The sequence below is a fragment of the Kerstersia gyiorum genome (assembly GCF_048595715.1).
GTDB classification, from domain to species: Bacteria; Pseudomonadota; Gammaproteobacteria; order Burkholderiales; family Burkholderiaceae_B; genus Kerstersia; species Kerstersia gyiorum.
In genome coordinates, this window is the sequence record NZ_CP169556.1 from 194266 (window position 1) to 213044 (window position 18779).

General features: G+C 64.1%; 17 protein-coding genes. 11 read left to right on the top strand and 6 right to left on the bottom strand.

Going from position 1 to position 18779, the window contains the following annotated elements; genetic code table 11:
- The first annotated feature begins 2 nt into the window (after positions 1–2).
- The 4 genes from accC to ACEW7X_RS00815 all read left to right on the top strand — a co-directional run bounded on the left by accC (position 3) and on the right by ACEW7X_RS00815 (position 4208).
- Positions 3–1349, top strand: coding sequence for an acetyl-CoA carboxylase biotin carboxylase subunit (gene accC / locus ACEW7X_RS00800; RefSeq protein ID WP_068372735.1), 1347 nt, complete (start codon positions 3–5; stop codon positions 1347–1349).
- A gap of 126 nt (positions 1350–1475) precedes the next feature.
- The gene (prmA, locus tag ACEW7X_RS00805; protein ID WP_068372734.1) at positions 1476–2393 is read left to right on the top strand and encodes a 50S ribosomal protein L11 methyltransferase; all 918 of its coding nucleotides are present in this window, start codon (positions 1476–1478) and stop codon (positions 2391–2393) included.
- A gap of 86 nt (positions 2394–2479) precedes the next feature.
- A complete protein-coding gene (locus ACEW7X_RS00810) occupies positions 2480–3424 on the top strand; it encodes a carbohydrate kinase family protein (RefSeq protein WP_068372731.1) in 945 nt (314 codons plus the stop codon).
- 280 nt (positions 3425–3704) lie between these two features.
- Positions 3705–4208, top strand: a complete 504-nt coding sequence (locus tag ACEW7X_RS00815) for a glycine zipper 2TM domain-containing protein (RefSeq protein WP_068372729.1) — start codon at positions 3705–3707, stop codon at positions 4206–4208.
- Positions 4209–4422: 214 nt separating this feature from the next.
- On the opposite strand, the gene ACEW7X_RS00820 is transcribed toward ACEW7X_RS00815, so the two are convergent.
- The 4 genes from ACEW7X_RS00820 to gltX form a co-directional block, all read right to left on the bottom strand.
- Complete coding sequence (locus ACEW7X_RS00820) at positions 4423–4986, bottom strand: YggT family protein (RefSeq protein ID WP_127772947.1); 564 nt, start codon at positions 4984–4986, stop codon at positions 4423–4425.
- Between the two features lie 326 nt (positions 4987–5312).
- Positions 5313–6917, bottom strand: coding sequence for a hypothetical protein (locus tag ACEW7X_RS00825; RefSeq protein WP_420177496.1), 1605 nt, complete (start codon positions 6915–6917; stop codon positions 5313–5315).
- 38 nt (positions 6918–6955) lie between these two features.
- On the bottom strand, positions 6956–7333 hold the full coding sequence (locus ACEW7X_RS00830) for a hypothetical protein (RefSeq protein ID WP_068372725.1): 378 nt from the start codon (positions 7331–7333) through the stop codon (positions 6956–6958).
- Positions 7334–7614: 281 nt separating this feature from the next.
- Positions 7615–9009 (bottom strand): glutamate--tRNA ligase, encoded by a 1395-nt coding sequence (gene gltX, locus ACEW7X_RS00835; RefSeq protein WP_068372723.1) that lies wholly within the window; start codon positions 9007–9009, stop codon positions 7615–7617.
- 99 nt (positions 9010–9108) lie between these two features.
- Here gltX and ACEW7X_RS00840 point away from each other — a divergent pair, with 99 nt between their 5' ends.
- Complete coding sequence (locus tag ACEW7X_RS00840) at positions 9109–11571, top strand: GNAT family N-acetyltransferase (protein WP_420177497.1); 2463 nt, start codon at positions 9109–9111, stop codon at positions 11569–11571.
- A 54-nt stretch (positions 11572–11625) separates the two neighbouring features.
- Here the strand turns inward: ACEW7X_RS00840 and ACEW7X_RS00845 are convergent, their stop codons facing one another.
- Together ACEW7X_RS00845 and yjgA are read right to left on the bottom strand one after the other, a co-directional pair.
- A complete protein-coding gene (locus ACEW7X_RS00845) occupies positions 11626–12309 on the bottom strand; it encodes an alpha/beta hydrolase (RefSeq protein WP_068372716.1) in 684 nt (227 codons plus the stop codon).
- Positions 12306–12890 carry a ribosome biogenesis factor YjgA gene (yjgA, locus tag ACEW7X_RS00850; RefSeq protein WP_068372713.1) on the bottom strand — a complete coding sequence of 195 codons (585 nt, stop codon included), beginning with the start codon at positions 12888–12890 and terminating at the stop codon, positions 12306–12308. The genes ACEW7X_RS00845 and yjgA overlap by 4 nt, the downstream gene beginning before the upstream one ends.
- A 109-nt stretch (positions 12891–12999) precedes the next feature.
- Between yjgA and pmbA the strand changes: the two genes are divergently transcribed.
- The 6 genes from pmbA to erpA all read left to right on the top strand — a co-directional run bounded on the left by pmbA (position 13000) and on the right by erpA (position 18496).
- Complete coding sequence (pmbA, locus tag ACEW7X_RS00855; protein WP_127772952.1) at positions 13000–14367, top strand: metalloprotease PmbA; 1368 nt, start codon at positions 13000–13002, stop codon at positions 14365–14367.
- Positions 14368–14600: 233 nt separating this feature from the next.
- Positions 14601–15029, top strand: a complete 429-nt coding sequence (gene rplM / locus ACEW7X_RS00860) for a 50S ribosomal protein L13 (protein WP_068372705.1) — start codon at positions 14601–14603, stop codon at positions 15027–15029.
- A 9-nt stretch (positions 15030–15038) separates the two neighbouring features.
- The gene (gene rpsI, locus ACEW7X_RS00865) at positions 15039–15431 is read left to right on the top strand and encodes a 30S ribosomal protein S9 (RefSeq protein WP_068372703.1); all 393 of its coding nucleotides are present in this window, start codon (positions 15039–15041) and stop codon (positions 15429–15431) included.
- Positions 15432–16124: 693 nt separating this feature from the next.
- Positions 16125–17189 (top strand): N-acetyl-gamma-glutamyl-phosphate reductase, encoded by a 1065-nt coding sequence (gene argC, locus ACEW7X_RS00870; protein WP_253103374.1) that lies wholly within the window; start codon positions 16125–16127, stop codon positions 17187–17189.
- Between the two features lie 9 nt (positions 17190–17198).
- Positions 17199–17972 carry a DUF6776 family protein gene (locus ACEW7X_RS00875; RefSeq protein WP_127772953.1) on the top strand — a complete coding sequence of 258 codons (774 nt, stop codon included), beginning with the start codon at positions 17199–17201 and terminating at the stop codon, positions 17970–17972.
- Between the two features lie 155 nt (positions 17973–18127).
- Positions 18128–18496 (top strand): iron-sulfur cluster insertion protein ErpA, encoded by a 369-nt coding sequence (gene erpA, locus ACEW7X_RS00880; RefSeq protein ID WP_068372697.1) that lies wholly within the window; start codon positions 18128–18130, stop codon positions 18494–18496.
- Positions 18497–18779: the final 283 nt, after the last annotated feature.

The following is an 18779-nucleotide window of genomic DNA, read 5'->3' on the forward strand; positions in this document are numbered from 1 at the left end:
ACATGTTCGAGAAAATCCTTATCGCCAATCGCGGTGAGATTGCGCTGCGCATCCAGCGCGCTTGCCGCGAGATGGGTATCAAAACCGTGGTCGTGCACTCCGAGGCTGACCGCGATGCGAAATACGTCAGGTTGGCCGATGAGTCGGTCTGCATCGGGCCGGCACCGTCCCGCGACAGCTACCTGAACATGCCCGCCATCATTTCGGCTGCCGAAGTGGCTGATGCCGAAGCGATCCACCCGGGGTACGGTTTCCTTGCGGAAAATGCCGACTTTGCCGAGCGCGTGGAAAAGAGCGGTTTTGTGTTTATCGGTCCGCGGCCGGATTCCATCCGTATCATGGGTGATAAGGTCAGCGCCAAGCAGGCGATGATTGCTGCCGGCGTGCCTGTTGTTCCCGGCTCGCCTGGCGCCTTGCCGGATGATCCGCAGGAGATCCTCCGCCTGGGCCGCGAAGTCGGCTATCCGGTGATCATCAAGGCTGCTGGCGGCGGCGGTGGTCGCGGCATGCGTGTGGTCTATACCGAAGCTGCTTTGTTGAGCGCCGTGCAGATGACGCGCTCCGAAGCGGGCGCGGCCTTCAATAACCCGGAAGTCTATATGGAGAAGTTCCTCGAGAACCCGCGCCATATCGAAATTCAGGTGTTGGCCGATGGTGGCCGCAATGCCGTCTGGCTGGGCGAACGTGATTGCTCGATGCAGCGCCGTCACCAGAAGGTCATCGAAGAGGCGCCGGCACCCGGCATTCCCCGCCGTCAGGTCGAGCGTATTGGTGAGCGCTGCGTCGAAGCCTGCCGCCGCATCAACTACCGTGGCGCGGGTACTTTCGAGTTCCTGTATGAAAACGGCGAGTTCTATTTCATCGAAATGAACACCCGTATCCAGGTGGAACACCCGGTGACGGAACTCATTACCGGCATCGACCTGATCCAGCAGCAGATCCTCGTGGCAGCGGGCGAGAAGTTCACGCTGCGCCAGCGCGACATCCAGATCAAGGGCCATGCCATCGAATGCCGCATCAACGCGGAAGATCCCTTCACGTTCGTGCCCAGCCCTGGCCGCATCACCAACTGGCACGTGGGTGGCGGCCCGGGTATCCGCATCGACTCGCACGTGTTCAACGGGTATTTCGTGCCCCCCAACTACGATTCGATGATTGCCAAGGTGATTGCCTATGGCGACACGCGTGAGCAGGCTCTGGCCCGCATGCGCATCGCTCTGTCGGAAATGGTGGTGGAAGGCATCTCTACCAACGTGCAGTTGCACCGCGAGCTGCTGCAGGACGCACGCTTCATCGAAGGCGGCACCAGCATTCACTATCTCGAACACAAACTGTCCCAGCGCCCCTGACCCCCGGGGCAGCGGGTGGCGCAGCCACCCGCCAGGGCACAGGGTGCATCCTGCTCAGGCAGGAATGGCCCGACAGGCATCGCCAGCAGTAACATGCTGGCGATGCCTATTTCAGGAACCAGAAACATGCGTGAGTTATTGTTGTCCTGCCCGGGAGACCTGGCTGAGCCTTGGTCGGATGCCTTGCTCGAGGCTGGTGCGCTGTCCGTTTCCGTCGAAGATGCGGATAGCGATACCGATGCCGAGCAACCGCTGTTCGGCGAACCCGGCACGGAACCGGAAACCGTTGGCTGGAACCGGAATGTCGTCGTGGCCCTGCTGCCCGATGGCGCTGATCCCGAGCAACTGTTGGAGGCCGCGCTGGCGTCCAGCGGGTTGGATGCGGCACTGGCGCAGGACTGGACGCTGAGGGAGGTTCCCGATGCAGACTGGGTGCGTCTGACCCAGGCGCAATTCGGGCCCATTGCAGTGGGCGACAAAGTACGTATCGTGCCCAGTTGGCACGTGGAACCGGGCGCCGCGCTGGACAAGCCGGCCGGGGGCATCGCGATCCAGCTGGACCCTGGGCTGGCATTCGGCACCGGCAGCCATCCGACCACGCATCTGTGCCTGGCCTGGCTGGCCGAATCCATGCCGACGGGTGCCAATGTGCTGGATTACGGCTGCGGTTCGGGCATCCTGGCGATCGCTGCCGCGATGCTGGGCGCCCGCAGCGTTCACGGCGTGGATATCGACGCGCAGGCTGTCCAGTCCACTCAGGACAATGCCAAGGTCAATGGCGTGGCCATCATGGCCAGCCTGCCGGATGGCCTGGCCGACGGGCAGTTCGATGTCGTGGTGGCCAACATTCTGTCCAATCCCCTGAAGGTGCTTGCACCCATGCTGGCAGGACGCGTGCAGCCGGGCGGTCACCTGGTGCTGTCGGGCGTGCTGGCGCGCCAGGCAGAGGAAGTCGCTGCCGCCTACGCACCGTGGCTGGAAATGACAGTTTGGCAGGAACGTGAGGGCTGGGTCTGTCTGCATGGACAGCGTCCGGCTGCCTGAAGACGCGCCCGGCAGCGTCGGGCTGATGTGAGCGCTGCCGGCGCTGTCCGGCAGCCGCCTGTATTCACTGTATCGAGGAATCAACCATGGCTTTTCCCATTCTGGTTTGCGGCTCCATCGCTTTTGACAGCATTGCGGTTTTCGAAGGTCGTTTCAAGGACCACATCCTGCCGGATCGCATCCGTTCCCTGAGCGTGTCGTTCACCGTTCCGTCGTTGCGCAAGGTCTATGGCGGCTGCGCCGGCAATATCGCCTACAACCTGCGCCTGCTGGGCGGCCAGCCTCTGCCGGTGGCGACGGTGGGCGAGGATGCCGGTGATTACCTGCATTACCTGCGCCAGCTGGGCATCAGTACAGAATGGATCCGTGTTGCGCCGGGCAGCTATACCGCCCAGTGTTTCGTGACCACCGACCTGGATGACAACCAGATCGCCGCATTCCACCCGGGCGCGATGGCGCTGGCGGCGGAAAACGACATTTCTTCGGCGGAAGGCGCCTGGGCCATCGTTGCGCCCGATGCGAAGGAAGGTATGTTTGCCCATGCCCGTCGCCTGCATGCGCGTGGCATTCCTGCGGTCTTCGATCTGGGCCAGGCCATGCCGCTGTTCAGTGGCGAGGAGATCGAGGAAATGCTGAAGCTGGTGCAGGTCCTCACGCTCAATGATTACGAAGCCGGGGTGGTGGAACAGCGCACCGGGCGCAGCCTGGATGATATTGCCAGGAACCTGCAGGCGGTGGTCGTGACGCGTGGCGCCAACGGCGCGACGGTCTGGAGCGATGGCAAGACCGAGGAAATCGGTGCAGTGAAGGCCGATGCCGTGGTCGATCCCACGGGTTGCGGCGATGCTCATCGTGCCGGTCTGCTGTATGGCGTGTCGCTGGGCTGGTCCTGGGCCGACAGCTGCCGCCTGGGCAATGTCATGGGTTCGATCAAAGTGGCTTCGCGTGGGCCGCAGCAGCACCAGCCGTCGCGTGCCGACATTTCCGCGCGCCTGGAACAGGGCTACGGCCTGGTGTTGCCCTCGCTGTAAAGGGTAGTGTTGGCAGCTGCGCCAGGCCCTCGGCCTGTCCGCTGCCGCTGGCCGGCGGGGCCTTGCATTGACAAACGTTGTGACAGATTCACGGCCAGGCTCCTGTACCATGCGTATGCTTCCCGGGCATCGGGATGTATCATGTAGATAGAGATTCTATGCGGCAGTGGCCGGCCCTGAAAATGGTCGGCCGGACCGGTCCAGGCATTTGCCGGATACCGGGCTGCCGCGATGCCACCGGGCATGACGGCCGGCTGGCGGTGACATTAGGAGCGACATCATGGCTAAGGCACAAGTTCAAGTTTCTTCCCGTACCGGCGCCCGTCGTGGCGTGGCCGTGGTTGCTGTTGCAGCCGCCCTGGCCATCCTGGCAGGCTGCTCGACGCAGCGGGCATCCAGTTCCGTCTATTCCTATGGTCAGGCCCAGCGCGAACAGATCGTGCGCAATGGCACGGTGCAGAAGCTGCGTCCGATCACGCTGCAATCCGATGACCCTTCGGCTGTTGGCACGCTGGCTGGCGGTGCGCTGGGCGGTGTCGTAGGCAATACCATCGGCGGTGGCAGTGGCCGCACCATTGCGACGGTTGGCGGTGCCATCCTGGGCGCGCTCGCAGGCAATGCTGTCGAAAAGGGCGTCAACACCCGCAATGGCGTGGAAATCACCGTCCATATGGATAACGGCGAAACCCGCGTCATTGCACAGGAAGACGACGTGCCCCTGAGCGTTGGCCAGCGTGTGCAGGTCATCAGTGGCGCCGGCCCGACGCGTGTTGCGCCCATGTAATGAACATGGCTTCCGGGTGCCGGAGCATGGGCGGATTGCCGCAAGGGCAATGACGCTGTATGCCGGCCCCGGGCGGCTGCTCGGGTAAAAATCTTCCCGGGGTGGTTCATGAAAAATCCCCCTGCAGGGCCTTAACAGGCCTGCAGGGGGATTTTTTGTATGGCAGTAGGTTTGTGGTCGTCTTCCAGGCGTGGCTGGCGACAACCAGCGCTTGTCAGAAGGCGAGTAACTGGTAGCTGATGCGGGTCAGGATCATCACGCAGATCTGGGCGCCCAAGAGGACGGCCAGCGGCGAGAAGTCCATGCCTCCCGGCGTGGGCAGCACGCGGCGGATGGGTTCCAGCAATGGGTCCGTCATGGTGCGCAGGACGGGCATGACGGGCGCCAGCGGGTTGACCCAGGAAAGGATGGCCTGGATCAGCGTCAGCCATACCAGCAGATTGAAGCCCCATTTCACGACCGTCACGATGGCGGCGCCAAGAAGAGAGGGCAACATGCCGAGGGTGGGGAGGCCTTGCAGCGCCAGGCAGATCACTAGCAGCCAATAGATCAGTGCAACCAGCCAGGCAGCGGCGAGACTGGCCCAGTCGATGCGTCCGCGCAAGGGAAAGACAGCGCGCAGGGGTTGCACCATCCATTGGGTTACCTGGGAGACGGCCTGGTGGATGGGGTTGAAAGGATGCAGACGGACAAATAGCATCCAGGCGCGTGCCAGCAAGGCAGCGCCCAGCAGCATGGCTGCAATGTCGAGCAGGAAGTGAATGATTTCGCCGATCATGGATAAACCTGAAATTACGGTGGGGGGCGGGCGGCCGGACGCTGGGTATCCTGGGCCTGGCGCGCGGGCAAGGCGATTTTGTGCAGGAGGGCGCACAAAGGTGATGCCCTCCGGCGCCTATCGCGTATTGACTGCGATGGCAGTGTTGCCGGAGCGCTATTGTCGCACGATGTGATGGCTGCGCGCCAAGCTCCGGGGTGCCAGGCGCCAGTTTAAGTGAGAGTCATTGCGTTTTCGTGCAAAAAAAAGCGCACCCTGGTAAAGGGTGCGCTTGCCGGGGCCAGGCCCGTCACAAGGCGGGCTCAGGCTACCGTCTCGGGACTGGCTTAACGCTTGTCGGCGGGGCGGTCGTCAACCGGGAACGGCCAGGCGCTGGCCGGGTTGTTCCCGGTCTTGGCCGGCGTGGCTTCCGTCACCGCAGGCGCCGGAGCGGCCTTCTTGGCAGCTGCTTTCTTGGCAGCAGGCTTCTTGACGGCAGCAGGTTGCTTGGCGGTTTTGCCGTCGGCCGTGGCAGGCTTGGCAGCCGTGGCAGCCTTGGCCTTGGCGGCAGGCTTGTCGGCCGGCGCGACCGGAATCTTGCTGGCAGCGGCTTCGGCGGCAGGCGCGGCGTTGGCAGCGGTGTCGGTGCTCTTTGCGGCCGCAGCTTTCTTGGCAGGCGCCTTGGCGGCAGCAGCCTTCTTGGCGGGCGCGGCCTTCACGGGAGCCTTGGCAGCGGGCTTCGCGGCCGCTTTGGCCGGAGCCTTGGTGGCAGCAGCCGTGTCAGTGCTCTTGGCAGCGGCAGCCTTCTTGGCGGGGGCGGCCTTGGCAGGAGCCTTGGCAGCGGGCTTCGCGGCCGCTTTGGCCGGAGCCTTGGTGGTGGCAGCAGCCGTGTCAGTGCTCTTGGCAGCGGCAGCCTTCTTGGCGGGGGCGGCCTTGGCAGGAGCCTTGGCAGCGGGCTTCGCAGCCGCTTTGGCCGGAGCCTTGGCGGCAGCAGCCGTGTCGGCGCTCTTGGCAGCGGCAGCCTTCTTGGCGGGTGCGGCCTTGGCGGGAGCCTTGGCAGCGGGCTTCGCGGCCGCTTTGGCCGGAGCCTTGGCGGCAGCAGCCGTGTCGGCGCTCTTGGCAGCGGCAGCCTTCTTGGCGGGCGTAGCCTTCACGGGAGCCTTGGCAGCGGGCTTCGCGGCCGCTTTGGCCGGGGCCTTGGTGGCAGCAGCCGTGTCAGTGCTCTTGGCAGCGGCAGCCTTCTTGGCGGGGGCGGCCTTGGCAGGAGCCTTGGCAGCGGGCTTCGCGGCCGCTTTGGCCGGGGCCTTGGTGGCAGCCGCCGTGTCGGCGCTCTTGGCGGCAGCAGCCTTCTTGGCGGGCGCAGCCTTCACGGGAGCCTTGGCAGCGGGCTTCGCGGCCGCTTTGGCCGGAGCCTTGGCGGCGGCAGCGGTGTCGACAGTCTTGGCAGCGGCAGCCTTCTTGGCGGGGGCGGCCTTGGCGGGAGCCTTGGCAGCGGGCTTCGCGGCCGCTTTGGCCGGGGCCTTGGCGGCGGCAGCCGTGTCGGCGCTCTTGGCAGCGGCAGCCTTTTTGGCGGGTGCGGCCTTGGCGGGAGCCTTGGCAGCGGGCTTCGCGGCCGCTTTGGCCGGGGCCTTGGTGGCAGCAGCGGTGTCGGCGCTCTTGGCAGCGGCAGCCTTCTTGGCGGGTGCGGCCTTGGCAGGAGCCTTGGCAGCGGGCTTCGCAGCCGCTTTGGCCGGGGCCTTGGCGGTAGCAGCGTCAGCACCCTTGGCAGCAACCTTCTTGGCGGGCGCCTTGGTTGCCGCAGCCTTCTTGGCCGGTGTTTTCACAGCAGGGGTGGCAGCAGCCGGCTGGGTAGTGGCCTGTGCAGTCGCGGGGACGGCGGCAGCCTGGGCGGCAGTTTTCTTGGTAGTGGTTTTCTTGACTGCCTTTGCCGCAGTCTTGGTGGCTGTTGCCATGGTATTGCTCCTTAGGTTCTCTCAGGGTTCCCAGAACTTCAACGCGCGCAGTAACTGCCGGTCAGGGCGGCATTTATCTGCCCGGAAAATTCATTGGCGAATTCTGCGCGCATGGGTAGGCTGCGAGCCGGGGAAATGCCAATGAACATCGTGCGACCCTTTGATATGGCCCGCACGGTTTGCGCGAGACATTTCAAATGGCGCTGGCAGGTGATGGATTGCCTGCCACGATGGAAATCTGTCGGGGATGGGGAAATGGGCATCGCGCCTGTCACGAAGGTATGAGCGATGCGGTGCACCTGCCCTTGAATGGAGGCAGGCAGGGAAACGGCTGTCGGGAAGATCGTGCCAGACACGGGCGTGGTGATAGACAAGTTCGTAGCCGATCGGTGCGGGGCCGGAAATACCTCAATCATAGGGGAATTTGCGGGAATTGGGATGTTTGCAGCCAATTTCCACCCGTGCTTTTCTGACAGTGTGGTTTCACACGCAACGTCAGCCCCCGATTGGCGTGAATGCTGCCTTTCGTGCTGCCTGTCTGGCCGCCGTTGGCGCGATGAAAATCTGTGGTGCCAACGGCGGCTGGCCAGGCATGTGCCGAGGCCGGTTGCATGCCGGGACAGCACCCGTATTTCCGGGTGCTGTGTGAGGAGGAAGGCATGCATGCAGCGGGGGCAAAGGCCAGGTTCGTGGCAGGTCAGAGTTGCGCCAGGCGGCCCAGCACCGTGTCGCGGCCCAGCAGTTCCAGCACGGCGTCGATAGAGGGCGTCTGGGTGCGTCCAACGACCGCGACGCGCAGGGGAATGGCCAGTTGTGGCATCTTGAGGCCACGTTCCTTGATGAACGCCTTGACCTGTGCATTCAGGGCTTCGCGTTGCCAGGGCGTGTCGGCCAGCAGGGCGGCAAAGTCACGCAGCAGGGCGCGGTTGTCGTCGCCCAGGTGTTCCTGCGCCAGCTCGGCCGGTGCGGGTTCATGCGGGCCGCAGAACAGCATGGCGCCATCGGCCAGCTGTTCCAGCGTTTCGGCGCGGTCTTTCAGTAGCGCAATGACGGCCTCGAGATTGTCGGCGTCGGCCTTGCCGCCTCGGGCTGCGATGCGTGGCGCAACCAGCTTCGCCAGTTCTGCGTCGGGTGTCTGCTTGATGTAATGGGCATTGACCCAGTTCAGTTTCTTCGGATCCCATTGCGCCGCGGAGCGCGACAGGTGGCTGGGGTCGAACCACTCGACGAATTGTTCGCGGGTGAAAAGCTCGTCGTCGCCATGGCTCCAGCCCAGGCGGGCCAGGTAGTTAATCATGGCTTCTGGCAGGTAGCCGTCACGGTCGTATTCCATGACGCTGACCGCGCCATGGCGCTTGGAAAGCTTCTCGCCATCCGGGCCCAGGATCATGGGCAGGTGACCGTATTCCGGCACGGTGCCGCCCAGCGCTTTCAGGATGTTGATCTGGCGCGGGGTGTTGTTGACGTGGTCATCGCCGCGAATGACGTGCGTGATGTTCATGTCGAGGTCATCGACGACGACGCAGAAGTTGTAGGTCGGCGTGCCGTCAGGGCGCGCGATGATGAGGTCATCCAGTTCCGTATTGGCGAAGCGGATGGGGCCCTTGACCATATCATTCCAGCTCGTTTCGCCTTCCTGCGGATTGCGGAAGCGGATCACGGGCTTGCGGCCTTCGGGCACGGGCGGCAGGGTCTTGCCGGGCTCGGGGCGCCAGGTGCCGTCGTAACGCGGCTTCAAACCCTGGGCGCGCGCAGCCTCGCGCATGGCTTCCACTTCTTCCGGGCTGCTGTAGCAGTAGTAGGCCGTGCCGGCGGCGAGCATGCCGGCCAGCACTTCGCGGTAGCGGTCCATGCGCTGCATTTGATAGAACGGACCCTCATCGGCGTCCAGTTGCAGCCAGCGCATGCCGTCCAGGATGGCCTGCACCGCTTCCGGCGTGGACCGCTCCAGGTCCGTGTCTTCGACGCGCAATACGAAGGTGCCACCATGATGGCGGGCGTAAGCCCAGGAAAACAGGGCGGTACGGGCGCCTCCCAGGTGCAGGAAGCCAGTGGGGGAGGGTGCGAAACGGGTACGTACGGGTGTGGTCATGGCTGGCGCAGGCGGCATGGAGCTAATACTGCTTTCATGCAGCCGTGAGTGCGTGTAGGGTTATGGTATCCGTATCATTTTAATGGAGCGCCACTCACTATGTTGCGTCATCTCATTGCTCCGCTGTTTGATCCGCGTACGTTGCTGGTTGTGGCCGACAGCGTTTTGCCCGTCATGCAGAGCTTGCCGGTGAATTTGCGCGACCGCGTGACCTGGGTGGAGTGCACGCCGGGCGTAGTGCCGGTGCTGCCGGAAGCGCTCTGTGGCCTGGCGCCCGGCGGGCGCCTGGACCTGGCCCTGGTCGGTGTGCGGCCGTCGATTCTGCCGGAAACACTGGCGCGGCTGGAAGCCTTCCGCCCCTGCGCAGCTATCCTGCTGCCTTCCAATGAAGCCGACCCTAACCCCGCCGCCACGGCCGCCCTGTGCCGCGAATGGGCGACGCGCAACCAGTGTGCGTTGCTGGGCCCCAATGCCTTCGGCGTGCAGCGCCCGCATGCCGGCCTGAACCTCAGCCAGCACCCTATCCTGGCGCGGCGCGGCAAGGTTGCGCTGGTCACGCAATCGCGCGCCTTGATGGCGGCGGTGATGGATTGGGCCGATGATGCGCACATTGGATTTTCCGTGGCCGTGGCGCTGGGCGACGAGGCAGTCATCGGCCTGCCGCAGGTGCTCGACTTCTTGGCCGGCGACGGCTGGACCGATAGCATTGCGCTTTATGTCGAAGACGTGGGCTTTGCCCGCGAATTCATGAGTGCGCTGCGTGCTGCGGCCATGGTCAAGCCGGTGGTTGTCCTCAAGGCCGGCCGGGTGCTGGATGCATCCGGGGCGGATAACGCCTTCGATGCGGCCCTGCGGCGTGCCGGCGCGGTGCGCGTGCGTTATTTCGTGCAGTTGTTTTCGGCCTTGAAAGTGCTGGGTTATGCGCGCCGGCCACGCGGCCGCAGCGTTGCACTGCTGTCCAATGGCAGCGGGCCGCCCCAGTTGGCGCTGGATTTGATGGGGCCGGCTGCTGCTGTGCTGCCGGCCGATCTGGTGTCCGCCACGCGCAAGCGGCTGGCCGAACTGTTGGAGCCTGCCGCGCGTCCGGCCAATCCGGTGATCACCTATGCTCCGTTGACGCCGGACCGCATCGGCGACTTGCTGCTATGCCTGCTCGACGACGCGAATGTCGAAGGCGTGCTGGTGCTGCTTGCACCGGATGGACGCTCGGACCTGGCAGGGGTGGTGGGCCGGCTGGCGCAACTGGCGCCCAAGGCTCGCAAGCCCGTCATCACCTGCCTGATGGGGGATGCCGGCATGCGGCCTTTGCGGCGCCTCATGGACGATGCGGGCACCCCCGCGTTCCGTACGCCGGAATCTGCGGCCGATGCCTTCGGCGTGCTGGCCACGCATCACTACAACCAGCAATTGCTGGTGCAGACGCAGCCGCCCGAGCAGCACGGTGATGCCCCGGATATCGAGGGCGCCGAGCGGGTGGTTGCCGCCGCCCGTGCCCAGGCGCGCCAGGAACTGGAGCCGGCGGAGTGCCGGGCCTTGCTGCGAGCCTTCCGCGTGCCGGTCGCCGGGCCTTATGTGGGATGTGAACCGCCGGCAGATGCCATGGAGCCGCCAGCGGCCATCCGTGTGCGTACCGACTGCCGTTTCGGCCCGGTGCTGAGCCTCGGGGCCGGGGGCGCGGCGGCGGTCATGCAGGCGCCGGACCGGGGCGCTGATCTGGCCCCCCTGAACGCTTTCCTGGCCCGTCAATTGATGGAGCGCAGCCGTCTGTGGCAGCGGGTGCTGCGCGATCATATCAGCCCTTCTGCCGAGGAGGCGCTGCGGGTGGCGTTGGAGCAGGTTTCCGACCTGGTGACGGAATTGCCCGATGTGGTGGAAATTGATATCGACCCGCTATATATCGGTGATGCCGGCCTGACCGCTGGCGGCATGCGCATTCGCCTGGCACAGGCGCCCGCCGAGGCGCGTCCGGCGGCCAGCGGCTATCCGCATATGGCCATTCATCCGTACCCTGCGCAATGGGTGCGCCAGCGCCAATTTGCGGATGGTGCGCCGTGGGAAATCCGTCCCATCCGTCCGGACGATGCCGAGCCGCTGCAGGCCTTTATTCGCGGGCTGTCGGAAGAGACACGCTACATGCGCTTCGTTTCCATGATGCGGGAACTGACGCCGCGCATGCTGGCCCGTTACACGCAGATCGACTATCACCGCGAGTTCGCGCTGGTGGCGACCACACGCGTGCCGAATCCGGCGAACCGGGGCCTGCCAATGGAAATCATCATCGGCCTGGCCCATTACCTGCGCAATGCCGACGGGCGTGGGGCGGAGTATGCCCTGGTCGTGGCCGACGACTGGCAGCGGCGCCGGCTGGGCCGTGAACTGATGGGAACGCTCATAGAGGCTGCAGCCGCGCAGGGACTGGAATACATAGACGGGCTGGTGCTGGCCAACAACCGTCCTATGCTGAGCCTGATGACCAGCCTGGGCTTTGTCAATGATGTGGATGCCGAGGACCCGACCATGCGTCGGGTCTGGCTGGGGCTGCGGCCGGCGCCGGCGCTCTGATCGCGCCGGGGCTGGCAGTGCTGGCTCCGGCAGCGGGCTGCCCCGGGGGAGGCGCTATTGGGCGGACAGCACTGTTTTCAGGAAGACGGCAATGTCGGCGATTTCCTGCGGGCAGACCGAGTGCGGCATGGGGTAGGTACGCCATTCGATCTGGTAGCCCAGGCTGTCCAGAATGCGTCGCGAGGTTTCGGCGCGGGCCGGAATGACGATCGGGTCCTGGGTGCCATGCGCCATGAAGATGGGCGTCTGCTGGTTGGCGGCGCTGCGTTCCTCGGCCAGGGTATCGGCCAGGGGCAGGTAGCCGGATAGCGCGATGAGGCCGGCCAGGGTCTCGGGATAGCGCAGGCCGGTATGCAGTGTCATTGCGCAACCTTGCGAAAAGCCGGCCAGCACGATATTGGCGCTGGGAATGCCACGGGCATGTTCGCGGGCGATCAGCGCTTCGATTTGCCCGGCCGACTGGTGTATGCCCGCATGGTCTTCACGTACGCCAGCAGCCATCTGGAAAATGTCATACCAGGCGCGCATGGGCATGCCGCCGTTGATCGTGACGGGGCGCACTTGCGCATGCGGGAACACGAAGCGGATGGCTGGTGCGCCAGGCCAGGAAAGATGCGGAACGATGGGCGCGAAATCGTTGCCGTCCGCGCCCAGGCCGTGCATCCAGATGACGGCGTGGGTGGGGTTGGCTGCAGTTTCGAGTTCGACGGTATCCAGTAATGCAGGAGCGGAAGTCATGATTCTGTATCGGGTTCGGAAGATGCGGCAGGCTGCTCGGCGTCGAGCAGTGTCTTGAGCGCCTGGAACAGCGCCCGGTAGTGTTTGCGTTGCGGTTCGCGGCCTTCGGGCAGCGCAGCGTTGGCGGCGGCCTCTTTGCGGGCGGCGCGCAGCTGGGCGCGCAGCGCCTGGACGTCCACGCCTGGGTGGCGGGCCAGCAGGTCCGTCAGCGGCTGGTCATCCAGCATCAGGCGGTCGCGCAGGCGTTCGATGCGGTGAAGCCCGGCGGTCTGCTCGCGCGAACCGTTGGCCCAGATGTCGAGCTGGGTGCGGATGGCATCAGCGGGTGCGTCGCGCATCAGCTTGCCGACGTAATGGGTCTGGCGCCGGCGCGCACCATGGCTGTTGATGCGCTGAGCGGCCCGGATCGCTTCATACAGCGATTCGGACAGCGGCAGTTGTTTCAAACGGTCAACAGGCAGTTCGATCAGCGTTTTGCCCAGGTCTAGCAAAGCGTGCATTTCACGTTTGACCTGGGATTTGCTGGGGGACAGATCCTCCTCGTCGAACTCGTCTGTCGTGTTGTGGGCGGGCGGGCACATGGGGAAATCCTGAATGAGGCAAATGAAAAAGAATGGCGGCAGGCCGACGAAACTTCGTCATGCAGGCGGCGACTTGGCTATGATACCCGCCTCAGCGTATGGGAAAGTCATGGCAGATTCTTCTTCGAATTTTTTACCGATTGCCGCGAATCAGGCATTGTTCCGCGAACTGGTCGAGTTGGCCCTGAGCCACGCACGCAGCCTGGGCGCCAGCGATGCGGCGGCCGAAGTCTCCGAAAGCCAGGGCTTGAGCGTGTCCGTGCGGCGCCGCGACGTCGAAACCGTGGAGCAGACGCGTGACCGCTCCCTGGGCGTGACGGTCTATGCCGGGCAACGGCGCGGATCGGCCAGTACCTCGGATTTTTCGCCGCAGGCGATACGCGCCGCGGTCGAGGCGGCCTGGCATATTGCCCGCTATACCGGCGAGGACGATGCCGCCGGTTTGCCGGAGGCCGCAGACCTGGCGACGGATTTCCCGGATCTGAAGCTGCATTATCCCTGGGCGCTGGACGCCGACGAGGCGGCCCGACTGGCTTTGCAGGCCGAACAGGCGGCGCGGTCGGTCAGCAAGATGATCACCAATAGCGACGGCTCGCAGATCAATGCCAGCGAAGGGCATTTCGTGCTCGGCAATACGCGCGGCTTCATGGGGGGTTATCCCTATTCGCGCCATAGCCTGTCCGTGGCGCCCATCGCCGGGCGCGGCAACAGCATGCAGCGGGATTACTGGTACAGCGCGGTGCTGAACCCGGCGGATCTGGCCGACCCCGAGGCGCTGGGCAGGTATGCGGCCCGTCGGGCATTGTCGCGCCTGTCGGCGCGCCGCATTCCCACCGGGAACTATCCTGTGTTGTTCGAGGCGCCGCTGGCGCTGGGCCTGATGGGCGCCATGGTGCGCGCGGCCAGTGGCGGCGCCTTGTACCGCAAGGCTTCGTTTTTGCTTGATGGCATGGGCAAGCAATTGTTCCCGCGCCATATCCGTATCGACGAAGATCCGTTCCTGCCCGGCCAGGCAGGCAGTGCGGCCTTTGATGACGAGGGCGTGCGCACGCGTGCCCGCCGGGTCGTGGAAAGCGGTGTGTTGCAGGGGTATTTCCTGTCCACCTATACGGCGCGCAAGCTGGGGCTGGCGCCTACAGGCAACGCGGGCGGCTCGCACAATCTGGTGCTGCGTTCCTCGCGCACCCGTAAAACGGATGATTTCCGTGCCATGCTCAAGAAGATGGGCACCGGCCTGCTGGTGACGGAGTTGATCGGCCAGGGCGTGAATTATGTGACCGGCGATTATTCCCGTGGCGCTTTCGGTTATTGGGTCGAGAACGGCGAGATTGTTCACGCCGTAGAAGAAATCACCATTGCCGGAAACCTGCTGGAGATGTTCAAGGGCATCGTTGCCGTGGGTGCGGATGCCATCACGCGTGGCGCGAAAACCAGTGGTTCGATTCTGATCGACCGCATGGCAGTGGCAGGTTCCTGATTTTTCATGCTAAACTCGCGGGTTTCTGCCTTCATTGGCAGGGAATTCGCACGGGCGGTTGACAACGCTTTGGCGAGAGCACGCTGCACAAGCCGGTATTCCTGAGCTTTGCGTTCGGGGTCGGGGGCGTAGCGTGATTTTGAACTTTTCCGGGCGTGTCCTGAACGGCGCGCGGGGTATGTGCCAATGGTGGCCCAGCCTGACCGGATTTCATTTGATTTTAGGAACAGATCATGAAGACCTTTGTGGCAAAGCCGCATGAAGTCAAGCGTGACTGGTTCGTGATTGATGCCAAGGGCAAGGTCCTGGGTCGTGTGGCCAGCGAAGTCGCACGCCGCCTCCGTGGCAAGCACAAACCGGAATTCACGCCTCACGTTGACACCGGCGATTACATCGTCATCGTTAACGCGGCAGATATCGTCGTGACCGGCAACAAGGCGCTGGACAAGCGCTACTACCGTCACTCGGGCTATCCCGGCGGCATCACCGAAACCAATTTCGAGAAGATGCAGCAGCGTTTCCCGGGCCGTGCGCTCGAGAAGGCCGTCAAGGGCATGCTGCCCAAGGGTCCTCTGGGCTACGCCATGATCAAGAAAATGAAGGTGTACGCCGGTGCCGAGCACCCGCACGCCGCGCAACAGCCGCAGCCGCTGGAAATCTAAGGAAAGGCCATGATCGGTAACTGGAACTACGGCACCGGCCGCCGCAAGACTTCGGTGGCTCGCGTGTTTCTCAAGAAGGGCTCGGGCAAGATCGTGGTCAACGGCAAGGCTGTTGACGAATACTTCGCTCGTGAAACCGGCCGCATGGTCGTGCGTCAGCCGCTGGTGCTGACCGGCCATCTGGAATCTTTCGATTTCCACATCAACGTGCATGGCGGCGGCGAAAGCGGCCAAGCCGGTGCAGTGCGTCACGGTATTACCCGCGCACTGATCGACTACGATGCAACGCTGAAGCCCGCACTGTCCCAGGCTGGCCTGGTGACCCGCGATGCGCGTGAAGTCGAGCGTAAGAAGACCGGCTTCCACAAGGCCCGTCGCCGCAAGCAATTCAGCAAGCGCTGATGCGTTTTTGTCCTTGCCGCTTTTCGGAGCGGTATGGGCAGGCGAAAAAACCCCTGGCTGTTTTGGCAGCCGGGGGTTTTTTTATGCTTTGGCGGTTGGGTTTGGGGTTGGGCAGAGGGGCAGAGGGCGTCTTGCTAAGCCGCGCCCAGGCCAGCCGCCCGGGCCCGCGCAGATCGCGTGGTTCCGGCTGCGCCGGAACTGCCCGGCGTTCAGGGCGGGAACGGGGCGGGCACACAACTCGCGGCGCGGACAGTCCACCGGACTGTCCGCAAGCATGCCGCTCAGACATGTGTGCCCTCGGTTCCCCGTTCCCGCCCCGAACACCGGCACGCTCCACTGCGCCAGCCCGGACGGCCAGCCTGGGCGCTTGCAATCGTTGCGTGCAGCGGCTGGCGATGGCCGGGGTTTTAAAAAAGTAAGGCTGATGTATCTTTACCTCAGTACCTCAGTACCTCAGCCCCTCAGTACCTCAGTACCTCAGCCCCTCAGTACCTCAGCCCCTCAGTACCTCAGTCCTTCGGTACGGCTTGACCGCTTTGACCTGGCTGCGGGGCGGCTGGGCCGGACGATGATGGGGGCGGGGCAGGTGCAATGGGGAGAAACCGGGGAACTTGGAAAAAGTACCGGGGGTCTCATCCAGAAGCGATAGAATCAATGGTTTCAGAAGAACCCGTATTACGAGAGGATTTCGACATGGCTCAAACCGCACCTGCACGCATCAAGGTCGGTATTGTTGGCGGTACTGGCTACACCGGCGTGGAATTGCTGCGTCTGCTGTCGCGCCATCCGCATGTGGAACTCAAGGCCATTACCTCTCGCAAGGAAGACGGCCTGCTGGTGGCGGATATGTATCCCAATCTGCGCGGTCATGTCGATATCGCTTTCAGTTCGCCGGACAAGGCCGAGCTGAACAAGTGTGACGTGGTGTTTTTCGCAACCCCGCACGGCGTGGCCATGAACCAGGCACGCGAGCTGCTGGACGCCGGGGTACGCATCATCGACCTGGCGGCGGACTTCCGCCTGAAGAATCCTTCCATGTTCGAGAAATGGTACAAGATGTCGCATTCCTGCCTGGATGTCCTGGCGGAGGCGCGCTATGGACTGGTCGAGCTGGACCGCGAAGGCATCCGCGAGGCGCGGGTGATCGGCAATCCCGGCTGTTATCCCACGACCGTCATCCTGGGTTTGGCACCGTTGCTGGAAGGCGGCCTGAGCCTGATCGACACCAACAGCCTGATCGCCGACTGCAAGTCCGGCGTGACCGGCGCAGGCCGCAAGGGCGAGATTCCGCTGCTGTTTTCCGAGGCCAGCGATAACTTCAAGGCTTATGGCGTGGCGGGGCATCGCCACCAGCCGGAAATCGAAGCGCAACTGTCGCGCCTGCATGGCAGCCTGATCAAGCTGACGTTCGTGCCGCATCTGGTGCCCATGATCCGCGGCATGTTCTCGACCATCTACGCACGCATCCTGCCGGGCGCACGCGAGGTCGATTTCCAGAAGCTGTTCGAGGAACGCTATGCGGGCGAACCGTTCGTGGACGTCCTGCCTGCCGGCCAGCTGCCGGAAACCCGTACTGTCAGGGCGTCGAACAAGTTGCGTATTGCCGTGCAGCGTCCGGGCAATGGCGACCAGCTCATTATTCTGGTCGTGCAGGATAACCTGGTGAAGGGCGCTTCCGGCCAGGCAGTGCAGAATATGAATCTGATGTTCGGTTTTCCGGAAACGGCAGGACTGGAACACGTGGCGATCCTGCCTTGATGGCCTATCGTGCCAACCAGTAAGCGAAAACCGGGCAAGGCCCACGCGCCGCATGCGGCTCGCCACCGGGCGCGCGCGCGCCGTGCACCGGCGTTGGCAATTGTCCTGGCGCTGGTGCTGGGGCTGGTGACGGGCGTGGCTGGCGGCTGGTTCTGGGCGCAGGCTCGTCCCCAGTCGCCGGTACAGGGTGCGGGTGCCTTGCTTGAACCGGACGAAGTGCTGGTCCGTAACATGGAAGAGCTGGCCTTGTTGCGTTCGCAATTGGCGACACGTGACGGCGAGCTGGCCGTGGAGCGGGCGGCCCGCCAGCGTTTGGAAGAGCAGCTGACCGGCTTGCAACGGGATTTGGGCGCCGAGCGGGATCGCCTGGCGTTTTTCGAGCAGCTGCTGCCGTCGGGGCCGGGTGGGTCGGTGGATATCCGTTCCGCCAGCTTCGAACGTTTTGGCAGTGCCTTGCAGTATCGCGTGCTGTTGATGCGCAATGGCAAGTTCGATGCGCCGTTCCAGGGCAACCTGCGGTTTATGGCGACGGGACTGGATAACGGCAAGGCGGCCACCCGAGAGCTGCGGCCCATGCAGGCAGAGCCAGGCGGCCAGCCGGTCCCGGATGCGCCGGATGATGCAGCAGAGCATGAGTTGAGTTTCGACCAGTACCTGAGCGCCAAGGGCGTGCTGTGGATTCCTGCCGGTTTCGTGCCTGAATCCGTAACGGTGCAGGTATTGGAAGGCGGTGCGGTCAAGACGGCCTATCGCGTGGAGCTGGAGGCGGTTGCGGCGCCTTGATGGGCCGGCCGCAGAGTGTTGCAGCGCGGGCAATAGCAATGCCATCTATGGGTGTATTTCTGGCTAGCCCCGTAGCGCTGCGTTATAGTAAAGCGTCCGCCGGTGTTTCTGTGCCGGCCATCTCGCGGCCCCAGCAGGCCGCCAGGAGTCAGCAAATGAGCGCAGTGACCGAAGTCACCGATCTGCAGGCACCGCCTGCTTCCATTATCTTTACCGATGCCGCCGCTGAAAAAGTGCGCGATCTCCTCATCGACGAAGGCAACGCCAACCTGAAATTGCGCGTGTTCGTGCAAGGTGGCGGGTGCTCGGGTTTCCAGTATGGCTTCACGTTCGACGAAGACGTGGCCGAAGACGACACCATCCTGGAAAAGGCCGGTGTGCAGCTGCTGGTCGACCCCATGAGCTTCCAGTATCTGGTCGGTGCCGAAATCGACTACAAGGAAGACATCGAAGGCGCGCAGTTCGTGATCCGCAATCCGAACGCCACCACGACCTGCGGTTGCGGTTCGTCGTTCTCGGTGTAATGAAGGGCCCGGGCCCGGCGGCTTGTCTGCCGGGAGGCCCTGGTTTGCCGCTGTCTTCCGTCGCAGTGCCCTGACTCGGGCGAACTCGGTACAAATCAGTTTTCACCTGGCGTCCCGAGGGATGCAACGGTGTAAAGCCCTGCATACTCTGACTCTCCCTCCCTGTGGTGGCAAGTCAGGGTGGCAGGGCTTTTTGCATGGTGAGGTCACGAGGGAGGCCGGCAGGCGTTGCGGCCGGGGCATTGGGGGCATGCCTTGCAAGCGCGGGCTGAGGCCCGCACCG